General features: G+C 33.0%; 16 protein-coding genes and 2 other annotated features. Of the genes, 2 read left to right on the forward strand and 14 right to left on the reverse strand.

Translation table 11 applies throughout. The features are described 5' to 3' along the window. Window positions 1–38 precede the first annotated feature (38 nt). The 5 genes from COC46_RS07625 to COC46_RS07645 form a co-directional block, all read right to left on the reverse strand. Window positions 39–1,292, reverse strand: a complete 1,254-nt coding sequence (locus COC46_RS07625) for an acyl-CoA dehydrogenase (RefSeq protein ID WP_098809144.1) — start codon at window positions 1,290–1,292, stop codon at window positions 39–41. A gap of 52 nt (window positions 1,293–1,344) precedes the next feature. Beyond that, window positions 1,345–2,094 carry a 2-phosphosulfolactate phosphatase gene (locus tag COC46_RS07630; protein WP_098809145.1) on the reverse strand — a complete coding sequence of 250 codons (750 nt, stop codon included), beginning with the start codon at window positions 2,092–2,094 and terminating at the stop codon, window positions 1,345–1,347. Between the two features lie 36 nt (window positions 2,095–2,130). Continuing rightward, a complete protein-coding gene (locus tag COC46_RS07635; protein WP_098809146.1) occupies window positions 2,131–2,904 on the reverse strand; it encodes an SDR family oxidoreductase in 774 nt (257 codons plus the stop codon). Window positions 2,905–3,913: 1,009 nt separating this feature from the next. After that, the gene (locus COC46_RS07640; protein WP_098809147.1) at window positions 3,914–4,564 is read right to left on the reverse strand and encodes an HAD family hydrolase; all 651 of its coding nucleotides are present in this window, start codon (window positions 4,562–4,564) and stop codon (window positions 3,914–3,916) included. A gap of 74 nt (window positions 4,565–4,638) precedes the next feature. Further along, window positions 4,639–5,184 (reverse strand): GNAT family N-acetyltransferase, encoded by a 546-nt coding sequence (locus COC46_RS07645; protein ID WP_098809148.1) that lies wholly within the window; start codon window positions 5,182–5,184, stop codon window positions 4,639–4,641. A gap of 249 nt (window positions 5,185–5,433) precedes the next feature. Here COC46_RS07645 and COC46_RS07650 point away from each other — a divergent pair, with 249 nt between their 5' ends. Further along, window positions 5,434–6,639 carry a cytochrome P450 gene (locus tag COC46_RS07650; protein ID WP_098809149.1) on the forward strand — a complete coding sequence of 402 codons (1,206 nt, stop codon included), beginning with the start codon at window positions 5,434–5,436 and terminating at the stop codon, window positions 6,637–6,639. A gap of 319 nt (window positions 6,640–6,958) precedes the next feature. Here the strand turns inward: COC46_RS07650 and ileS are convergent, their stop codons facing one another. From ileS to COC46_RS07675, 5 genes are all read right to left on the reverse strand, one after another. Further along, window positions 6,959–10,039: an isoleucine--tRNA ligase gene (gene ileS / locus COC46_RS07655; protein ID WP_098809176.1), complete on the reverse strand. Its 3,081-nt coding sequence runs from the start codon at window positions 10,037–10,039 to the stop codon at window positions 6,959–6,961. Window positions 10,040–10,092: 53 nt separating this feature from the next. Continuing rightward, window positions 10,093–10,337, reverse strand: a binding site (T-box leader). A gap of 120 nt (window positions 10,338–10,457) precedes the next feature. Next, window positions 10,458–10,700 carry a DNA alkylation repair protein gene (locus COC46_RS07660; RefSeq protein WP_098809150.1) on the reverse strand — a complete coding sequence of 81 codons (243 nt, stop codon included), beginning with the start codon at window positions 10,698–10,700 and terminating at the stop codon, window positions 10,458–10,460. 63 nt (window positions 10,701–10,763) lie between these two features. Beyond that, complete coding sequence (locus COC46_RS07665; RefSeq protein ID WP_098809151.1) at window positions 10,764–10,958, reverse strand: NETI motif-containing protein; 195 nt, start codon at window positions 10,956–10,958, stop codon at window positions 10,764–10,766. 103 nt (window positions 10,959–11,061) lie between these two features. After that, a complete protein-coding gene (locus COC46_RS07670) occupies window positions 11,062–11,784 on the reverse strand; it encodes a Bax inhibitor-1/YccA family protein (protein WP_098809152.1) in 723 nt (240 codons plus the stop codon). A 127-nt stretch (window positions 11,785–11,911) separates the two neighbouring features. Beyond that, window positions 11,912–13,297, reverse strand: a complete 1,386-nt coding sequence (locus COC46_RS07675; protein ID WP_141550879.1) for a glycine--tRNA ligase — start codon at window positions 13,295–13,297, stop codon at window positions 11,912–11,914. A gap of 81 nt (window positions 13,298–13,378) precedes the next feature. Continuing rightward, window positions 13,379–13,558: a binding site (T-box leader), on the reverse strand. 212 nt (window positions 13,559–13,770) lie between these two features. On the opposite strand from COC46_RS07675, the gene COC46_RS07680 reads away from it, so the two are divergent. After that, window positions 13,771–14,199: a hypothetical protein gene (locus COC46_RS07680; protein ID WP_098809154.1), complete on the forward strand. Its 429-nt coding sequence runs from the start codon at window positions 13,771–13,773 to the stop codon at window positions 14,197–14,199. A gap of 349 nt (window positions 14,200–14,548) precedes the next feature. On the opposite strand, the gene COC46_RS07685 is transcribed toward COC46_RS07680, so the two are convergent. The 4 genes from COC46_RS07685 to COC46_RS07700 are packed head-to-tail and all read right to left on the reverse strand — an operon-like array spanning window position 14,549 to window position 18,323. Beyond that, entirely contained in the window at window positions 14,549–15,256 is a 708-nt protein-coding gene (locus COC46_RS07685) for an ABC transporter ATP-binding protein (protein ID WP_069032386.1), read from the reverse strand. 18 nt (window positions 15,257–15,274) lie between these two features. After that, window positions 15,275–16,045 (reverse strand): ABC transporter ATP-binding protein, encoded by a 771-nt coding sequence (locus COC46_RS07690; RefSeq protein WP_098809155.1) that lies wholly within the window; start codon window positions 16,043–16,045, stop codon window positions 15,275–15,277. 16 nt (window positions 16,046–16,061) lie between these two features. After that, window positions 16,062–17,330 (reverse strand): ABC transporter permease subunit, encoded by a 1,269-nt coding sequence (locus COC46_RS07695; RefSeq protein WP_098809156.1) that lies wholly within the window; start codon window positions 17,328–17,330, stop codon window positions 16,062–16,064. A 9-nt stretch (window positions 17,331–17,339) separates the two neighbouring features. Further along, window positions 17,340–18,323: a branched-chain amino acid ABC transporter permease gene (locus COC46_RS07700; protein WP_098809157.1), complete on the reverse strand. Its 984-nt coding sequence runs from the start codon at window positions 18,321–18,323 to the stop codon at window positions 17,340–17,342. Window positions 18,324–18,390 lie beyond the last annotated feature (67 nt).

Here is an 18,390-nt window from a genome sequence, read left to right on the forward strand (position 1 = left end):
TATCTTTTAGTCTCATTTCAAACCGACTCTTTCTGTCTTTAAGTTTGATCTACTTTCGTTTTTACTGAAGAGAAGTTTTTTTCTGGAGCGTGTTTTTTTAATTCGAATCTTGCTAACTGTGCACGATGTACTTCATCTGGACCATCAGCTAGTCTAAGCGTTCGGGCATTTGTCCATTGAGCAGCTAAAGTATAATCATCCGATACTCCGGCAGCTCCAAAAGCTTGAATTGCACGATCAATCACTCGTAAAGCCATCGAAGGCGCAACAACTTTTATCATTGCAATTTCCGCTTTTGCTTCTTTGTTACCAACAGTATCCATCATATATGCAGCTTTTAATGTAAGTAATCTAGCTTGTTCAATTTCTATTCTTGAATTAGCAATCCATTCTTGCACCACACCTTGATTAGCAATCGGTTTGCCAAATGTTTCTCGTATTTGAACACGCTTACACATTTCTTCAAGTGCTCTTTCAGCAGCTCCTATTAATCTCATGCAATGATGGATCCGACCTGGCCCTAATCTACCTTGTGCAATAGCAAAGCCTTTGTTCTCTCCCCATAAAATATTACTTGCGGGTACTCTGACATTTGTAAATGAAATTTCTGCATGTCCATGTGGTGCATGATCATAACCGAAAACTGGTAATACTCTTTCAATTTTTACACCAGGTGTATTTAACGGTACTAGAATCATAGATTGTTGTTCATATTTTGGTGCATCCGGGTTCGTTTTACCCATGAATATTGCAATCTTACATCTAGGATCACCTGCTCCTGATGACCACCATTTTCGACCGTTGATGATATAATACTCACCATCTTTTCTAATACTAGCCTCAATATTTGTAGCGTCAGAAGAAGCGACATCTGGCTCTGTCATAGAAAAGCATGAGCGAATTTCACCATTTAAAAGTGGTACTAACCATTTTTCTTTCTGCTCTTTCGTACCATATCTTTCTAATACTTCCATATTCCCTGTATCTGGAGCACTACAATTAAATACTTCAGGTCCAATCATTGATCGTCCCATAATTTCACATAATGGAGCGTATTCTAAATTCGTTAATCCTGCTCCTAGATCACTCTCTGGTAAGAATAAATTCCATAAGTTTGCCTGTTTTGCTTTTTGCTTTAACTCCTCCATTATTGGGGGGACATCACTCCATCGAGATTCTTGTGCATTTAACTGTTCCTCGTATATTCGCTCACTAGGATAAACATATGTTTCCATAAACTTAGTTAATTTTGACCGAAGCTCTTGCACTTTCGGTGAATATGAAAAATCCATTTAATCATCCCTTTCACTAATTTCGTTTTTACGTAATTTGATAGATCAATATTTAGATAGTTTTTTCTGAAGTTTGGGCATTAACAACACTTTTACCATTTTCAAATATTGGTACAACATTAAAAATACTTTTTTTACTTACAAATTTTATTTCCTCTTCAAATCCATAAAGCATTAACAGTTTCCCTACATTTGACTCAGCAAAAATTTCATTACTTTTTTCTTTCATCCCCAAATAAAGATAATGTGCTGATTTAGCTGAATCAGACAAATCTAAATGGCATGTTTCATTTAATAAACAATCGATAAAATAGCCGGCTCCATAAAAATCTTCCATATTAAATTGTCCTGACGTTCCTGAACAAACTAAAATAATCGATTCATCTTTATAAGTTAGACTTAAATGGTTTGCAACTGCGTTTGCATTCAAAATGGATGCAGCATATACCCTCTTTGCATTTTGGGATTTTTTTAATGCAACCGTTCCATTTGTTGTTGATAAAACAATTGATTGATCTGTCACAATTCCCTTTAAATCCAATGGATTTGGAGCTAAAAACCCCTCAATTGTCTTTCCCTCATATTCGCCAATTAAAATAAATTCTTTGCCCATATTTTTGTTTGCGAATTGAACGGCTTCTTGTCCATTCATAACAGGAATTACCTCTTTAGCACCAAAGGCTAATGCCGCTGTGATCGTTGAAGTAGCAAGTAAAACATCAAAAACGACTACTAACTTTTCATCGTTTAGTTTTCGATCATCTATTTCCTCTTTTTTCATCAAAAGATGAAGCTTGCCCATTTACAAAACTCCTTTTTAATTATGAAGTTTGAAACATTACACAATTGATGCTCCACCATCAACTACTAGAACAGATCCTGTAACATAATTAGAGGCAGGTGCTGCTAAAAATAAAGCTGCCCCTTTTAGCTCATCCTCATTTCCAAATTTCTTAAGTGGAATAGACTCTAGTATTTCACTAGTTCCATGAGAAATTACATCTTTAGACATTTTTGTCGGGAAAAATCCAGGTGCTATTGCATTTACAAAAATGCCACTTGGACCCCACTTCGCTGCTAAATCTTTCGTAAAACTGATTACGGCACCTTTACTTGCGCTATAACCAACAGCATTCATAACTTTTGGATTCGTACCTACTAAACCAGCAATTGAAGCAATATTTATTATTTTTCCAGCCTTTTGTTCTAACATGATTTTTCCTACTGCTTGGGACATCAAAAATGTACCCGTGACATTTACATTCATTACTTTATTCCATGCTTCTAATGGCATTTCTTCGGCAGGAGCTCCCCAAGAGGCACCACTATTATTAACTAAAATATCAATACGACCGAATTTCTCTTTCGTTTCGTCTACTACTCTTTGTACATCCTCTTTGTTTGTTACATCACATTTAATGGCTAAAGATTCAACACCTAGACTTTTCAATTCTTCACTTATTTCCTGACAAGCTTCTACATTTCTGGAACAAAGAACAATATTAGCACCTGCTTCAGCGAATCCTTTGGCTATTTGTTCACCTAGACCTCGTCCACCTCCAGTTACAATTGCTACTTTGCCTGTTAAATCAAATAACTCTTTTACGTGCATCTCATGTCCTCCTATAATATGTATTGAATGGATCAGGACTATCTATCTACTAGGAACTTTAACTACTTTTTAAACAAACACTCAGATACTAACCAGTCGGTATGTTTGTTAATTTGATCATACTGGATAAATTCTGAATATTCAATAATAAACATCATCAAATTTTTATCAAACTAATTTGCTATTATAGAATTTCGTTGATTAATTGATTTCCTTCACCACATCTGCTCATGAAAAATCATTAAAATATTTCATACAATCAATGAAGATTTTTACAACCAAACGGATTTTTATATGGAGTCAAGAAATAATTAAGATAGAAGAAAAAATACTAATCTAGCTAATTACCTTGAAATTTCTTTAAAGATTTGAAATTTGGTAAAGTGCGATCTATAAAATGAAGATATAAATTATTCACACAAATTATGACGATGCTTGGCTATTGACAGTTATTCAAGACTTCAGAATAACTGAAAAAATTAAACTAAATTGTTTTTTGTTCGATTACTTTTAAAAGATTCTCGAAAAACCCTTAATAAACGTTCATCCATGTATTAAAAACTACATTTAAGGGAGGGTATCTAAACATCTTCTTTCATTTCAAGTAGATTTAATCGAACTTTTTTATGAATATTTAGGTGAATTCATCATTTTTTTCTCGATTTAAAACAAATTTGCTAGTTTTCAATTTGATCGTATTTATTGTTGAACAATTATTACGTCTTAATACCGTAACAGGTATGGGTAATTTCCTATCTTATTTGCGATTCACGTGGTTTTAATTGCTGTTTTACAAAAATAATTGCGATTATCAAATTTTAATTGCGATTGGGACAATTTTATTTGCTATTTTCGGATTTTAATTGCAATTTACTGTTTATTTGCACCAAACCTTCATTTATTTGCGATTCTCTAAGTCTTATTTGCAGTTCTGACTATACCAAATTCCCCATAAAAAAAGAGAGTGTTAGACACGGCACCCTCTTTAATCTTCAAACACCACTCTTATTTAGTTAAAATGTTTAATAACATCTACTAGTGATTTTTCAGCCATTGATGATAATCTTAAACTATGATTCTCAAACTCTAAATGTGAAGTAACACTATTTGGAACAATTACACAATGTAATCCTGCTTTCGTTGCAGCGATTAATCCGTTCAGCGAATCTTCAAATGCAATCGCTTTAGTTACTTGCACTCCTATTTCCTCAATTGCCTTTAAATATAATTCTGGATCTGGTTTTACTTTTGTTACATCGTCTTTTGTCTTAATAACAGAGAAGTACTCGTATATATTTAATTTTTTCAAAAAGCTTTCTACCCATTCTCTTGATGAGCTAGAAGCCAAACCAATATGTAATCCCGCGTTTTTTGCTGCGATTAAATAGTCCTCTACACTTTCTCTAAGTACTGGTTCTAGGAGCTTCTCATCAACTAGTTCTTTAGCCAGTTGTTCGATCATTTCTTTTTCAATTGGTTCTTTTAAATTCGAATCGATATAGTTAAATAAAACTTCATCACTCGTCCCTACAACCTCTGAAAATTTTTGAAGTGTTAACTCTACATCATATCGAAGTAGGACTTCTTTATACGCTTCAAACCAAACAGACTCAGTATCAACTATTAACCCATCAAAATCAAATATTACCGCTTTTATCATTTCATTTCTCCTTTTTTCTTAAGTGCTTAAAATACTAGTCTTAACTCTTTTTAGTTAATAACACTATAAATCTATTAATACTTTTCCCAATCAGGTTTAATCAGAGAAAATACGTTTAAATCATAAGACTGATCATTTTGTACTAAATAGCCTCTCAACAATCCTTCTTTTTTAAAACCTACCTTCTCAACTAGAGTAGATGAGGCTGTATTATCCGGAAAAATATTGGCTCCAATTCGAAAAATCCCTAGTTTTTCAAAGCAATATGATGTAATTTCCTTAATTGCTTCTGACATATATCCTTTTCTCCAAAATTCAGGTAATAAATCATATCCAATTTCAGTTCTTCTGGAGTGTAAAACTAAATTATTTAAACCAATTGTACCGATTAATTTTTTTGATTCTTTTTCAACGATTCCAAAGCGCATTCCTTGCAGATTTTCAAATCTAGTTTGAAAAGAATCAATCATTTTGACAGCTTGATCTTTTTCAGTAAAGGGATCCATACCATAGTACTTAATTACCTCTTCATTTGAAAAGATTGAAAAAATCTCATCAACATTTTTATGTGTAATTTGTCTTAAAGATAATCTTTCTGTTTCTAAAACTGGAAATTCCATCACGTTACCCCTCCCTAATCATTATCTTAAACTCATCTTAATTTTTTAAAGTACCTTATTTTACCATAGTCATAATCTATTTTTCTTAATTTTTTTCAATTAAGCTCATTTACTTTTATATCTATAGACTCATGTATGTCATTCTAATCAAAAGTATCCTTTTTTTATGATATCCAGAAATTGGGAATAATCCAATTTCACAGTAATAGAAATAAATAGACTCATTCACTAATAAGGGAGCAAAGTTAAATGAACAATCAATTAAAAGTTAATCCACAGGATTTTTACAAAGACCCCTATTCGTATTTTAAAAACGCTCGAACAATAAGTCCTGTACTTTACACAGAGCTTTTTCAAAGAACTGGTTGGCTAATAACAGGTTATAAAGAAGTAGAGAAAGTTTTAAAAGATCCTCGTTTTATTAAAGAAGCAACTAAAGTTACCCCACCAGAACAAGTACCAAAAAGTGTTATGCCAGCAATTTCATTAAATCAGAAAATGATGCTTTTTCGAGACGCACCTGATCATACAAGATTAAGAAATCTTGTGAACAAAGCCTTTTCTCCAAGAATGGTTGAAAATTTACGCGGTACGGTAAATGAAATTGCTGATTATTTAATTGCAAATATGAAGGGAAAATCAACACATGAACTAATAAGTGACTTTTCATATTTATTACCTGTATTTGTCATAACTGACTTATTAGGTGTACCGCAGGATGATCGAGATTTATTTCGCAATTGGTCAGATGCATTTATTAAATTTATTGATTTTAACACAACAATTGAAGATTTAGAATTAGTCACTAAAGATATTCTTGATGCTTCTAATTATTTCAGAAGTCTTATTACTGAGAGAAGAAGTAGACCAAAAGAGGATTTAATTAGTCATTTAATTGCTGCAGAGGAATCTGGTGATAAATTAAGCGAAGATGAAATGATTGCAAGTTGTCTTCTTTTATTAATTGCCGGTCATGAAACAACTGTTAATTTAATTACGAATGGATATTATTTATTATTAAAACATCCGGACCAATATGAACTTTTAAAAAATGACATAACATTAATTCCTTCAGCGGTCGAAGAAATTTTAAGATTCGAATCACCAGTTATTTTTACATCCAGATGGGCTAGAGAGGATTTTGAATTTGCTGGTAATTCAATAAAAAAAGGCGATTACTTTATGGTTTCCTTAGGTGGTGCCAATTACGATCCGAGTGTCACAAATAACCCAGAAATATTTGATATTACTCGAAAGAATATAAAACATTTATCCTTTTCTACTGGCCCACATTTTTGCTTAGGTGCCCCATTAGCTAGATTAGAAGGACAAATCGCAATTGAAAAACTGACTAGACATTTATATAATCCTGTTCTCATAGAGGAGCCAACTCGTCGGGCAAATGTTGCTTTTCGTGGTTTTGAAAGCTTAAATATTGAAGCGAGTATTCAATGATTCAATAGAGAGCTACTTTTACTATTCAATATAAAATTCGTACGTAAAGTACTGAATTTTGTTCATATAACAGTAATTTTCGTGCATAAAGTACATTTTTTCGTTCATAAAACAGTTATATTTGTTCATAAAGTACTTTAGTGCGTCATTTGGCATTCTTTTTTTGCCAAGTCCATTCGATATGATGATTAAATCTGAAAAACATTTTCTTGAAACGAGCGGAAATTAAATCAAACTCTTTTATAAACACAAAACCCCACAAGTAAATTACATACTTTGTGGGGTTTCTTTCTCTCTACCTATCAATTCTTACCTTATTCTAATTTGAAGCAAATAATTCAATTTCAGCTTGAAAGTCACCAAATTGAATTTCTTTTCCATTGACTTGATTCTTAACTATGAGATTCCTCATTAATAAGTTTTCCTCAAGCATTTCTTTAAACTTTTCAATAATATCAATAAATTCTGTATTGGCTTTAATTCCGATGTCTACACGCATATTAATCGGTAAATTTAATTCTTTTCGATATTCTTGAATTGATCTAATTAGTTCTCTAACGGTACCTTCTTGAACAAGGTCTTCGGTTAGTAATGTATCAAGTGTAACGATGAATTCACCATTTGTCGCAGTTGCAAATCCTTCTTTTGCACTTTTTTCGATTAAAATATCTTGGGTATCTACTTTTGCTGTTTCACCTGAATCAAGCGTTATTTCAGCATATCCGGTTTCAATAACTTTATTCGCTTCTTCATTTGTTAATTTTTGCAGTGATTGATTAACTAAATTTGAAAGCTTTCCAAATTTTGCTCCTGATTTTTTAAAATCTAATTTCATTTTTAAAATTGAAAAATCATTTTCGTTATTTTTTTGTTGGAATGCTTTTACGTTTAACTCATCTAAAACAATTTCTTTATATAGATCCCAATCGAATACATCATTGTTACTAATTAGAGTTAAGCTAGCTAAAGGCTGTTTAATCTTTAAAGAATTGGCATTTCGGATGCTTCTTCCAAGCTCTACAACTTTTAGAACTGCATCCATTTCTTTTTCTAACTGCTTATCGATCAGTGCTTCATTACAAGTTGGGAAATTAGATAAATGAACACTTTCGTTTGTTAAATTAATATATACGTCTTCTGCTATGAATGGTGTAAACGGTGCTAATAATTGACTTACCCTTGTTAAAACTTCATACAGTGTGAAGTAAGCCGCTGCCTTTTCTTGATTCATTCCATTTGACCAAAAACGTTCTCTTGACCTTCTTACGTACCAATTACTAACTTCATCTACTATTTTAGCGATGTCTCTAGCGGCATTCGTAAATTGATATTCCTCCAAAAATTTATCTACATTTTTAATTGTGCTATGCAAGCGTGAAATAATCCATTTATCCAACGTATTTACTTTGTACTCATATTGGTTTTCATGGTTAAATCCATCTAAATTTGCATATAAACTGTAGAAACTATAAACATTGTCGAATGTATCAATTAGTTTTGATTTTGCCTCTTGAACTGCCCTTTCAGAAAAACGCTTAGGGTTCCAAGGTGCACTGTCTACTAATAAAGCCCATCTTAATGAATCTGAACCATATTCTTGTATTAATTCTACTGGATCAAGTGCATTACCTTTACTCTTTGACATTTTTTGTCCATTTTCATCTAGTACATGACCTAAAGATAATACACGCTTGTATGGTACTTTTCCAGTAAATAGAGTAGATACTGCAAGTAAACTATAGAACCATCCTCTTGTTTGATCGATCCCTTCTATTACTACATCAGCTGGGAATTGTTTCTCAAATTTACCTTTATTTTCAAAAGGATAATGATACTGAGCAAATGGCATTGAGCCGCTATCGAACCAGACATCAATTACTTCTAGAGTCCTTTTCATCTTCCCATTACATTTTGGACAATTTAGATAGACTTCATCAACAAAAGGTTTATGCAATTCAATTGAGTCCGCAATTTCTTTATCCGAATGGCTACATAATTCTTTTATACTTTTTGGAGCTAATTGATGATTACATGTATCACATTCCCAAACATTTAATGGCGTACCCCAATATCTATTTCGACTAATATTCCAATCAACCATTTGTTCTAAAAAATTACCGAACCGGCCATGTTTAATATGGTCTGGATGCCATGTTACTTCATTATTATTTTTAATAAATTGGTCTTTTAATGCTGTAGTTTTGATAAACCAACTTTCATTTGCATAATAGAGTAAAGGTGAGTCACATCTCCAACAGTGAGGATAGCTGTGCTCATACTTTTCTTTACTAAATAATAATTCATTTTCAGCTAAATACCTTACTATATCTACATCACACTCTTTAACAAATCGACCTTGAAAATCTGTCACTTCTTCGGTATATTGGCCCTTTTCATTTACTACATTCACAAAAGAGAAACCATTTTCTTGAACAACTCGATGGTCATCTTCACCATACGCTGGTGCAATATGAACTATTCCAGTACCACTATTTTCAGTAACAAATTCTGCGGTAACTACTTTATGGCCAACTTCAACAGTTACAAAATTAAATGGTGGTAAATAGCTGACCCCGATTAAATCAGCACCGAGAAATTCAGATAATATGACATAATCAGTTTTTAATACTCTATCTAATGAACTTTTTGCAAGTATAAATACTTCCTCACCTTTTTTTGCGCGAACATATTCCATTTTTGGATTTACAGCTAACGCTACATTAGCTGGTAGTGTCCACGGAGTTGTCGTCCATCCAAGTAGAGATACATTTTCTTCATTTTTTAATTTAAACTTAACGGTTGCTGATAAATCCTTAACGTCTTTATATCCTTGCGCTACTTCATGTGAGCTTAGTGAAGTTTGACAGCTAGGGCAATATGGTGAAACACGATGTCCTTTTACAAGTAATCCTTTTTCGTGAATTGTCCCAAGAATATTCCAAACACTTTCAATATAAGAATTATCCAATGTTACATATGGATCATCCATATCAACCCAATAACCTAATTGCTCAGTAAAATCTCGCCATTGTTTCTCGTAAGTAAAAACACTTTCTTTACATTTGTCGAGAAAGGCTTTTACACCATAACGTTCAATTTCCGCTTTACCTGAAATTCCTAGCGTTTTTTCAACACCGAGTTCTACAGGTAAACCATGTGTGTCCCATCCAGCTTTACGAATAACTTGGAAACCAGCCATTGTTTTATATCTCGCTACAACGTCTTTTATTGTGCGACCTAATGCATGACCAACATGGGGCAGTCCATTTGCAGTTGGGGGGCCTTCATAAAAAACAAAGGATTGATGATTTTCTCTTTGTTCAATTGATTTTAAAAATGTGTTATTTTTTGACCAAAATTCACTGATTCTTTTTTCACGATTTTGAACAGATTCTTTCATAATTGATATCGCCTCTCTAATTTTTTTAAAGCACACAAAAACCCGCCCCTATAATAAGGGACGGGTTTAACCGCGATACCACCCTAATTCTATTGAAAAAAGTCCGTTCTTCAATAGCACTTAAGTCACGTACAATCATACGCGTTCCTTTTAACGGTAGACACCCGTTCAAACCTACTTTAGTTTCAGTTTGACTTCTCGGAGAGGATCTTCATTTAAGTACTATTCACCGGATTTCAGCTTCCCCGGCTCTCTGTAGAACAGTATCGAAAATTACTTTTCTCGTCATTGAATTAATTTGTGTGCTTTAATTGTTAATTATTATATCCATCGACATTGAAAAAGTCAAAGTTATCTTAATTTTTTTATTTAAACCATTCACTAATATGGATAAATCTTACAACTATGTGTACAATTATTACAGTGAATCAGCAGTTTTTTCAAACATTACACTTTGCTCAATTAAACCACATGCTCCACATTGAACTAAATATTCTGGACCTTTATAAGGAACAAAAAATGGATCTAGGCCACCTGAGACATACTCTTCTAGTTCAACATCTCCGCTTTGAGCATTTAATTTAACAGCTTTTGGATTTTGTTCTATCAAATAAAATCTACTTTTGTTTGTTTTGCAGCGTGGACATGCTAATTTATGCATAGTTTTCACCTCATATTATTCATATAAGGTTACTATTCCATTAAATTACTATCTTTATTCATATTAATTTGAATTTAATTTTCCTTCAAATACGATTTTTCTTCCGGTCGGTTCAATTTCAACCTTACCATTTACCATCTGCTCTGAAAATATTGGTACTTCCATCCTTTTAACAGGTGTATAACCTTCTTTTTGCATTCTTTCTAAGCAGTCATTAATTGTTTCATGTTCAAAAACTTCAAATTTTTTCTTACTCATCTATTTCCCTACTTTCTAAAAATGATATTCTAGCTAATCATAATCAAATTATAGTAAAAAACCTTACTTTCATTTGAGAGTAAGGTTAAAATGACTAAATTTTTTAATCTCGAAGCTTTGATAGGAATCGAAGTGCTTCTATATAAACCCAAATGACTGTTACTAATAAACCAAATGCGCAATACCACTCGAATTCTTTTGGTGCGCCTTGTTTTACACTTGTTGTAATTAAATCAAAGTCTAAGAATAAATTTAGTGAAGCAATTACTAGAATTGCCAAGCTTACAAAGATTCCAATTGGACCAGATTGATGCATAAATGGAATTGGAACATGGAATAACTGAAGGACCATCGTTAGTAAATAAAACAAAAACACACCGATTGTTAATCCTAAAACAATCGATCTAAAACGATGCGTTACTTTAACAAGTCCAGTAGCATAACAGATTAATGTTCCTGCAATAATAGCAATTGTTAATAGCACCGCTTGTAGTACAATCATCCCATAAGTTGCTTCATAAACAGCTGATATATTACCAATTAAAATCCCTTCAACTGCTGCGTATATTGGCGTTGTAATGGGCGCAATTCTAGGAGAAAAAGATGTTACTAAACCTAGAATTAATGCAATGATTAAACATCCAATGAACACTTTGGAATTAAGTGTTCCAGTAGCAGTTAAATAAAAAGAGTATCCTGCTGTTGCGATAAGTAAAATTAAAGCTATGATTGTTTTACCAATTGTTCCACCTAATGTCATCGTTTTTGCAGAATGACTTGATTTCGTTAATCGTTCAGAATTTAAGATAGGATTTGAACTCCTCATTTAAAGTCCTCCTTTATTTTATACCTTTATTTTACCATTTTTAGTAAATTTATTAAACTTTAAACAAGCTTTACTAAAATATATGAAAAAAGATGCCCAAAAGGACACCTGATTTCAAATAATTAAATTAAAATTTAATTTTATTTGCTAAGAATGATTGAAGTTCAGTAATTGCAACACGAGTTTGCTCCATTGTGTCACGGTCACGAACTGTTACTTTTCCATCTTCAATCGATTCGAAGTCATATGTGATACAGAAAGGAGTACCAATTTCATCTTGACGTCTATAGCGTTTTCCAATTGAACCAGTTTCATCAAAGTCAACATTGAAGTCTTCTGCTAAAGCAGCGAATACTTCTTGTGCATTCTCAGATAATTTTTTAGATAATGGTAAAATCGCTGCTTTATACGGTGCTAATGCAGGATGTAGACGCATTACAGTACGAGAAGTACCATCTTCTAATGCCTCTTCTTCATAAGCATCAATTAAAAATGCTAATGTAACACGGTCTGCACCTAATGATGGCTCGATACAATATGGAACATATTTTTCATTTGTAATTGGATCATGATATGTGAAATCTTCTGTTGAATATTCCATATGTTGTTTTAAATCATAATCCGTACGAGACGCGATGCCCCATAGTTCGCCCCAACCAAATGGGAATTTATATTCAAAGTCAGTTGTCGCATTACTATAGTGTGATAATTCATCCTCACTATGCTCACGTAAACGAAGATTTTCTTCATTCATACCTAAAGCTAAAAGCCATTTATTTGCAGTTTCTTTCCAATAGTTATACCACTCTAGCTCTTCACCAGGCTTACAGAAGAATTCAAGCTCCATTTGTTCAAATTCACGAGTACGGAACGTGAAATTTCCTGGCGTAATTTCGTTACGGAAGCTTTTACCGATTTGCGCAATACCAAATGGAACTTTCTTTCTCATTGTACGTTGAACATTTTTAAAGTTTACAAAAATACCTTGAGCTGTTTCAGGACGTAAGAAAATTTCGTTCGTACTTGATTCAGTAACACCTTGGAATGTTTTAAACATTAAGTTAAATTGACGAATTTCTGTAAAGTCATGGCTTCCACAATCAGGACAAGCAATTTTATGTTCCTCAATTAATTTAGCCATTTCTGTGAAAGGAAGACCATCAACGATAATTTCCATTCCTTTTTCTTCTAAAGCATTTTCAATTAATTTATCTGCACGATGACGAGCTTTACAATTTTTACAGTCGATCATTGGATCATTAAAGTTACCAATATGACCTGAAGCTTCCCATGTACGTGGATTCATTAAGATCGCAGCATCTAAACCAACATTATATGGACTTTGCTGTACGAATTTTTTCCACCAAGCTTTTTTCACATTATTTTTTAATTCAACACCAAGTGGACCATAATCCCACGTGTTTGCTAAACCACCATAAATTTCAGAACCTGGGAATACAAATCCTCTGTGTTTAGCATGACTTACAACGACTTCCATTGATTTTTCTGACATTTTCATTCGCCTCCAATTTTCAATTGTGTTTTGAAAATGCAAGAATGAAATAAAAAAGCTCTCATCCTTAGGCATTTTCAGCCTAGGGACGAGAGCTGTATATGCACCCGCGGTTCCACCCTAGTTGACAATTAAAAAAATTGTCCTCTTTAAGAATTAACTCAGGAATGCCTTTCGCTAAAGGTTTTGATTGAGCTCACACTATCCTCAATTCGCTAAGCAAAATAATCTTTAGTTACTTCTTTCCGTCAACGTTATATGTATTAAAATAATATGTTGTTATTTTAACAAAGTGACTGCTATTAAGTCAAATATTATTATGGTCATTTATACTAAAAAAATACGGCGAATTTTTCGAATAATTCTGAGAAGATCTTATGTAAAGATAAAACCTTTACAGCATGAGTATTAATTGGTATGATAAAAAAGTTGTTTTATTAATATACCTATACTACCAGAAGGGAGTGCTAGTTTTGAGTAGCAGCATTTTTATAAAGAAAAAGAAACGTTCAGCAGTTTTGCTTGATAAACATCATTCCATTCGTTTATTAAAGACGAGCAAAAAACGAATCGTGAACAAAAGAAACAATAAAATAAAAGGGTTCGAACAATTACTAGTTAAAGAATTAAACGAGGAAATGATTTCAACTTCAAACAGTACGGTAAATGAAATTTCTGAAAATGTAAGTAATGTAGTGATCGAAGGACTTCCAGTAACATTTCTTCTAAAGCTTGGAAAAGAGTTTTTCTCAGATTTAGAAGCAGTGAAGTACTATTATAATAGTAAACATGAAGATTTTTACAAGAATCGTAGTTTACTAGAGGAATCACTTCAATCTTCAATTAACAATGCTTCAAATGAAGAACAATTAAAAATTTCGGAATTTATTTCTAATAAATAATATTTCATATGTATAAGAGGTTGTCCTAAAAGTCCTACTTTTTTGGGAACCTCCTTTTTTTATCGTAAAATCCGTCTAACCGTAATGAAGCCCCAAAGAGGTGCAAATAAACAGCGAACTGCAGATAAGTAACTAGCAAATTTGCTTAAATGCTTTTTAAATCATATAAAAAATTACATTAAATTTCCCAATTCCCTTCGAAAATGACCACCATCTACATAAGAGAGTAGCTTCTTCATCCCCTCACCCTATGCATTTTTAGAGCATTCGTTTTAAATCAGTATTTTTCCAACTAAAAAAGGACTATCATCAGTCAGATTTCCAGACTTTGAGATAGCCCCCTTTTTATTTAAGCTAAATATGCTTTTTTCACTTCTTCATTATTCATTAATGTCTTACCTTCACCAACCATTTGAATTTCACCTGTTTGAATAACATAGCCACGATGGGCAATTTGTAAAGCTTGGTATGCGTTTTGTTCTACTAATAAGATTGTCATTCCTTGTTTGTTTAGTTGCTCAATGATTTCAAAAATTTGTTCAACGATAATTGGTGCAAGTCCCATTGATGGCTCATCTAGCATCAGTAACGATGGTCCCATCATTAGTCCCCTACCGATTGCTAGCATTTGTTGCTCTCCACCACTCATCGTACCACCTTTTTGACTTAAACGCTCTTTCAGTCTAGGAAAATAGTCAAATACCATTTCCATACGAGCTGCGATTAGTTTTTTATCTTTAACTGAGAAAGCACCCATTTCTAAATTTTCTTTTACAGATAATTTAGAAAAGATTCTTCTTCCTTCTGGTACATGCGCAATCCCCTTTAAAGCGATTTCATGAGATTGAAGCTTTATAATTTCTTCACCTTTATAAATTAAAGTTCCCGATTTTGGTTTAACTTGGCCGCAAATCGTTTTTAGTGTAGTGGATTTTCCTGCACCGTTACTACCAATCAAGGTTACAATTTCACCTTCATTTACTTCTATGTTTATATTTTTCAGTGCTTGAATACCACCGTAAAAAGAGTTAATATCTTTTAATTGTAATAGCGTCATTTTTTCATACTCCTTTCACTATGCAGTAGTCACTGCACTTTTTCCTAAATATGCTTCAATTACTTTTTGGTTGTTTCTAATTTCTAGTGGTTTACCTTCTGCAATTTTTTCACCGTGATCTAGTACAAATAAATACTCTGAAATTTCCATAACAAGCTTCATATCATGCTCGATTAATACGATCGTTAAGTTTAGGTCATCTCTCATTTGAAAAATTAAATCGGTCAATTCTTTCGTTTCTTTCGGATTCATACCTGCGGCTGGCTCATCTAAAAGCAAGATTCTTGGTTTAGAGGCCAATGCACGTGCTATTTCAAGACGTCTTTGTGCACCGTATGATAAACTAGATGCTTCTTCATTATAAACATCAGCTAAACCAACGTATTCTAACCATTGATATGCTTCCTTCATTGCTGACTTTTCTACTTTTTTAAAGCTAGGTAAATGAAATAATGTTGAAAAAATACCATATTTTAAATGCTGATGCATCCCTACCATTACGTTTTCTAAAGCAGTCATACTACTAAATAAACGAATATTTTGGAATGTACGCGCAATCCCCTTTTTATTTACCGTATGAGGTTTTAACCCTACTAAACTCTCATTACCTAGCAAAATTTCACCACTTGTAGGCGTGTATACACCCGTAATCATATTAAAAAATGTTGTTTTTCCTGCACCATTTGGTCCAATTACAGCTGTAATTGAGCCTTCTTTAATTTCGATATTTACATTATTAACCGCTGTTAACCCACCAAAGCTTTTCGTTAAATTTGTTGTTTTTAACATTTGTTAACCTCCTCTCCTAAAGTGAAACTGAGCGTGTTTTTTCGTCGACTACTGTTTGATCGATTACGTCTTCTTTTGGAACAATCTTATTTTTGGCAGGCATTAATCCTTTAGGCCTGAAGATTGCTACTAGTACTAAAATTAGCCCGAAAATCATTCGCTGCATTTTAGAAGGTGATAGAGCTGGTGGTAAATTAATTACTCCATCTAATGTTAATTGGTTTAAATAGTTTGTTATTTCTGTTAAAACTTGTAAATTTAAAATTGTAACAAGTGCTGCTCCAAGAATTACGCCTGGAACGCTACCCATTCCGCCCAAAATTACCATTACTAGGATCGTGATTGATTCAAGCAATGTAAAGCTTGTAGGGTCAATGAACATTTGCTTTGCAGAGAATACTACACCCATCATTCCTGAGAAAGATGCGCCAATTGCAAATGCAATTAATTTCGTACGAACTAAATGGATACCAGACGCTTGTGCTGCGATTTCATTTTCACGTACCGCCTTCCAAGATCGTCCAAGCTTAGAATCTTGTAATCTAGTAACTGCTAAAATAACGATAGCTAATACAACTAGCACCACATAATAAAAATGCCCTGAACTGTTAATCTCTAAACCAAAAATAGTAGGTGCTGGAATAGATGATATACCTTGCGCTCCTCCAGTAATATTTACTGGTTTATCTAAGTTATTAAATACAATACGAATAATTTCTCCAAATCCAAGTGTTACAATTGCTAAATAATCACCTTTCACTCGAAGTACTGGGATACCTAATAATACGCCAGCAATAGCTGCAATAATTCCACCTATAATAATAAATGCCCAGAATGAGTTTCCTGAAAAAGGAAGAAAATCAAAATGTAAGAAATTCGTTACTTGTTTAGTAGAAAAAATTGCATAAGTGTATGAACCGATTGCAAAGAAGGCTACGAATCCTAAATCTAATAAACCAGCTAAGCCAACAACTATATTTAATCCAAGTGCCATTGCGACATAGATTCCAACTAAAGTCGCTACACCCATATATGATTCAAATGCTGTACCTTGTGATGCTACATATGGCATAATGACTGTTAAAACTAGTATTGCAATGCTCCATTTTAATTTAACTTGAAAATTAGTTTTATATAACAAGTATAAAGAAAACAGGATTAATAGAAATGCCGTTACGGATTCTTGTAGAAGAAATAATCCTAATGATGTAACAACTATATAGGCTCCTAAGAAAATTCCTTGTAGTTTGTTTGATTGTTTTAGACCCATTAATAAATTCTTCATCTAATTCACCTACACTTTCTCAGCTACAGGTTTACCTAATAAACCTTCTGGCTTGAATATTAGAACTAGAATTAAAATACCAAATGCAAATACATCTTTATATTCTGATGGGAAAATACCATGTGTTAAAGTTGATAAATTTGTTGCTGCAAACACTTCGATCACACCGATTAATAAACCACCAAACATTGCACCACGGATATTTCCGATTCCACCTAATACTGCAGCTGTAAATGCCTTTAAGCCTAAAATAAAACCGATGTACGGATCAATTGTGTTGTACTGTAAAGCGAATAACACTCCAGTTGCACCACCTAATCCCGATCCTAAAAAGAATGTTAATGAGATAACTTTGTTTACGTTTACAGACATTAATGATGCAGTTTCACGATCTTGTGCTACTGCACGCATTGCTGTACCCCATTTTGTTTTATTGATGAAGTAATCTAATGAAATCATCATTACAACTGCAACGACTAAAATAATGATTGATGCTGATTTTATTTGTGCATTTTCAAATGAAGAAAGAATTGAGCTAGTTTTAATTTGGTGTTGTCCTGAAAATAGTGATGGGCCAGTAATAATGTAGTTTCCTTCTTTTAATTCAGCAATAAAACGTACGATATCTTGAAGTAAAAATGAAATACCGATTGCTGTAATTAATGTAATTAACTTTGGTGCCTTTCGCAAAGGTCGATAAGCTACTCGCTCAATCCCCATTCCGAGGAAACCAGTTGCTAAAGATGCTATAATTAAAACGATTGCTAACACGATAATTGCTGGTAAACTACTTAATAGACCTAAACCAGTAAAAGTAATTAATACAGCAGTACCAATGAATGCACCCGCCATGAATATTTCACCATGTGCAAAGTTAATTAGTTCCAATATCCCGTATACCATCGTATAACCTAGTGCAACGATTGCGTAAACTGCTCCTAATACAAGACCGTCTATTAGTACTTGAGGTAGTGTTTGGATTACTTCATTCATGTATAAGACCTCCTATAAAGATTGTAAGTTTAATTTGTTACTAACTTCCAAAATTTTACAATTTTCT

This window comes from Bacillus sp. AFS041924 (assembly GCF_002577195.1).
Classification (GTDB): Bacteria; Bacillota; Bacilli; order Bacillales; family Bacillaceae_G; genus Gottfriedia.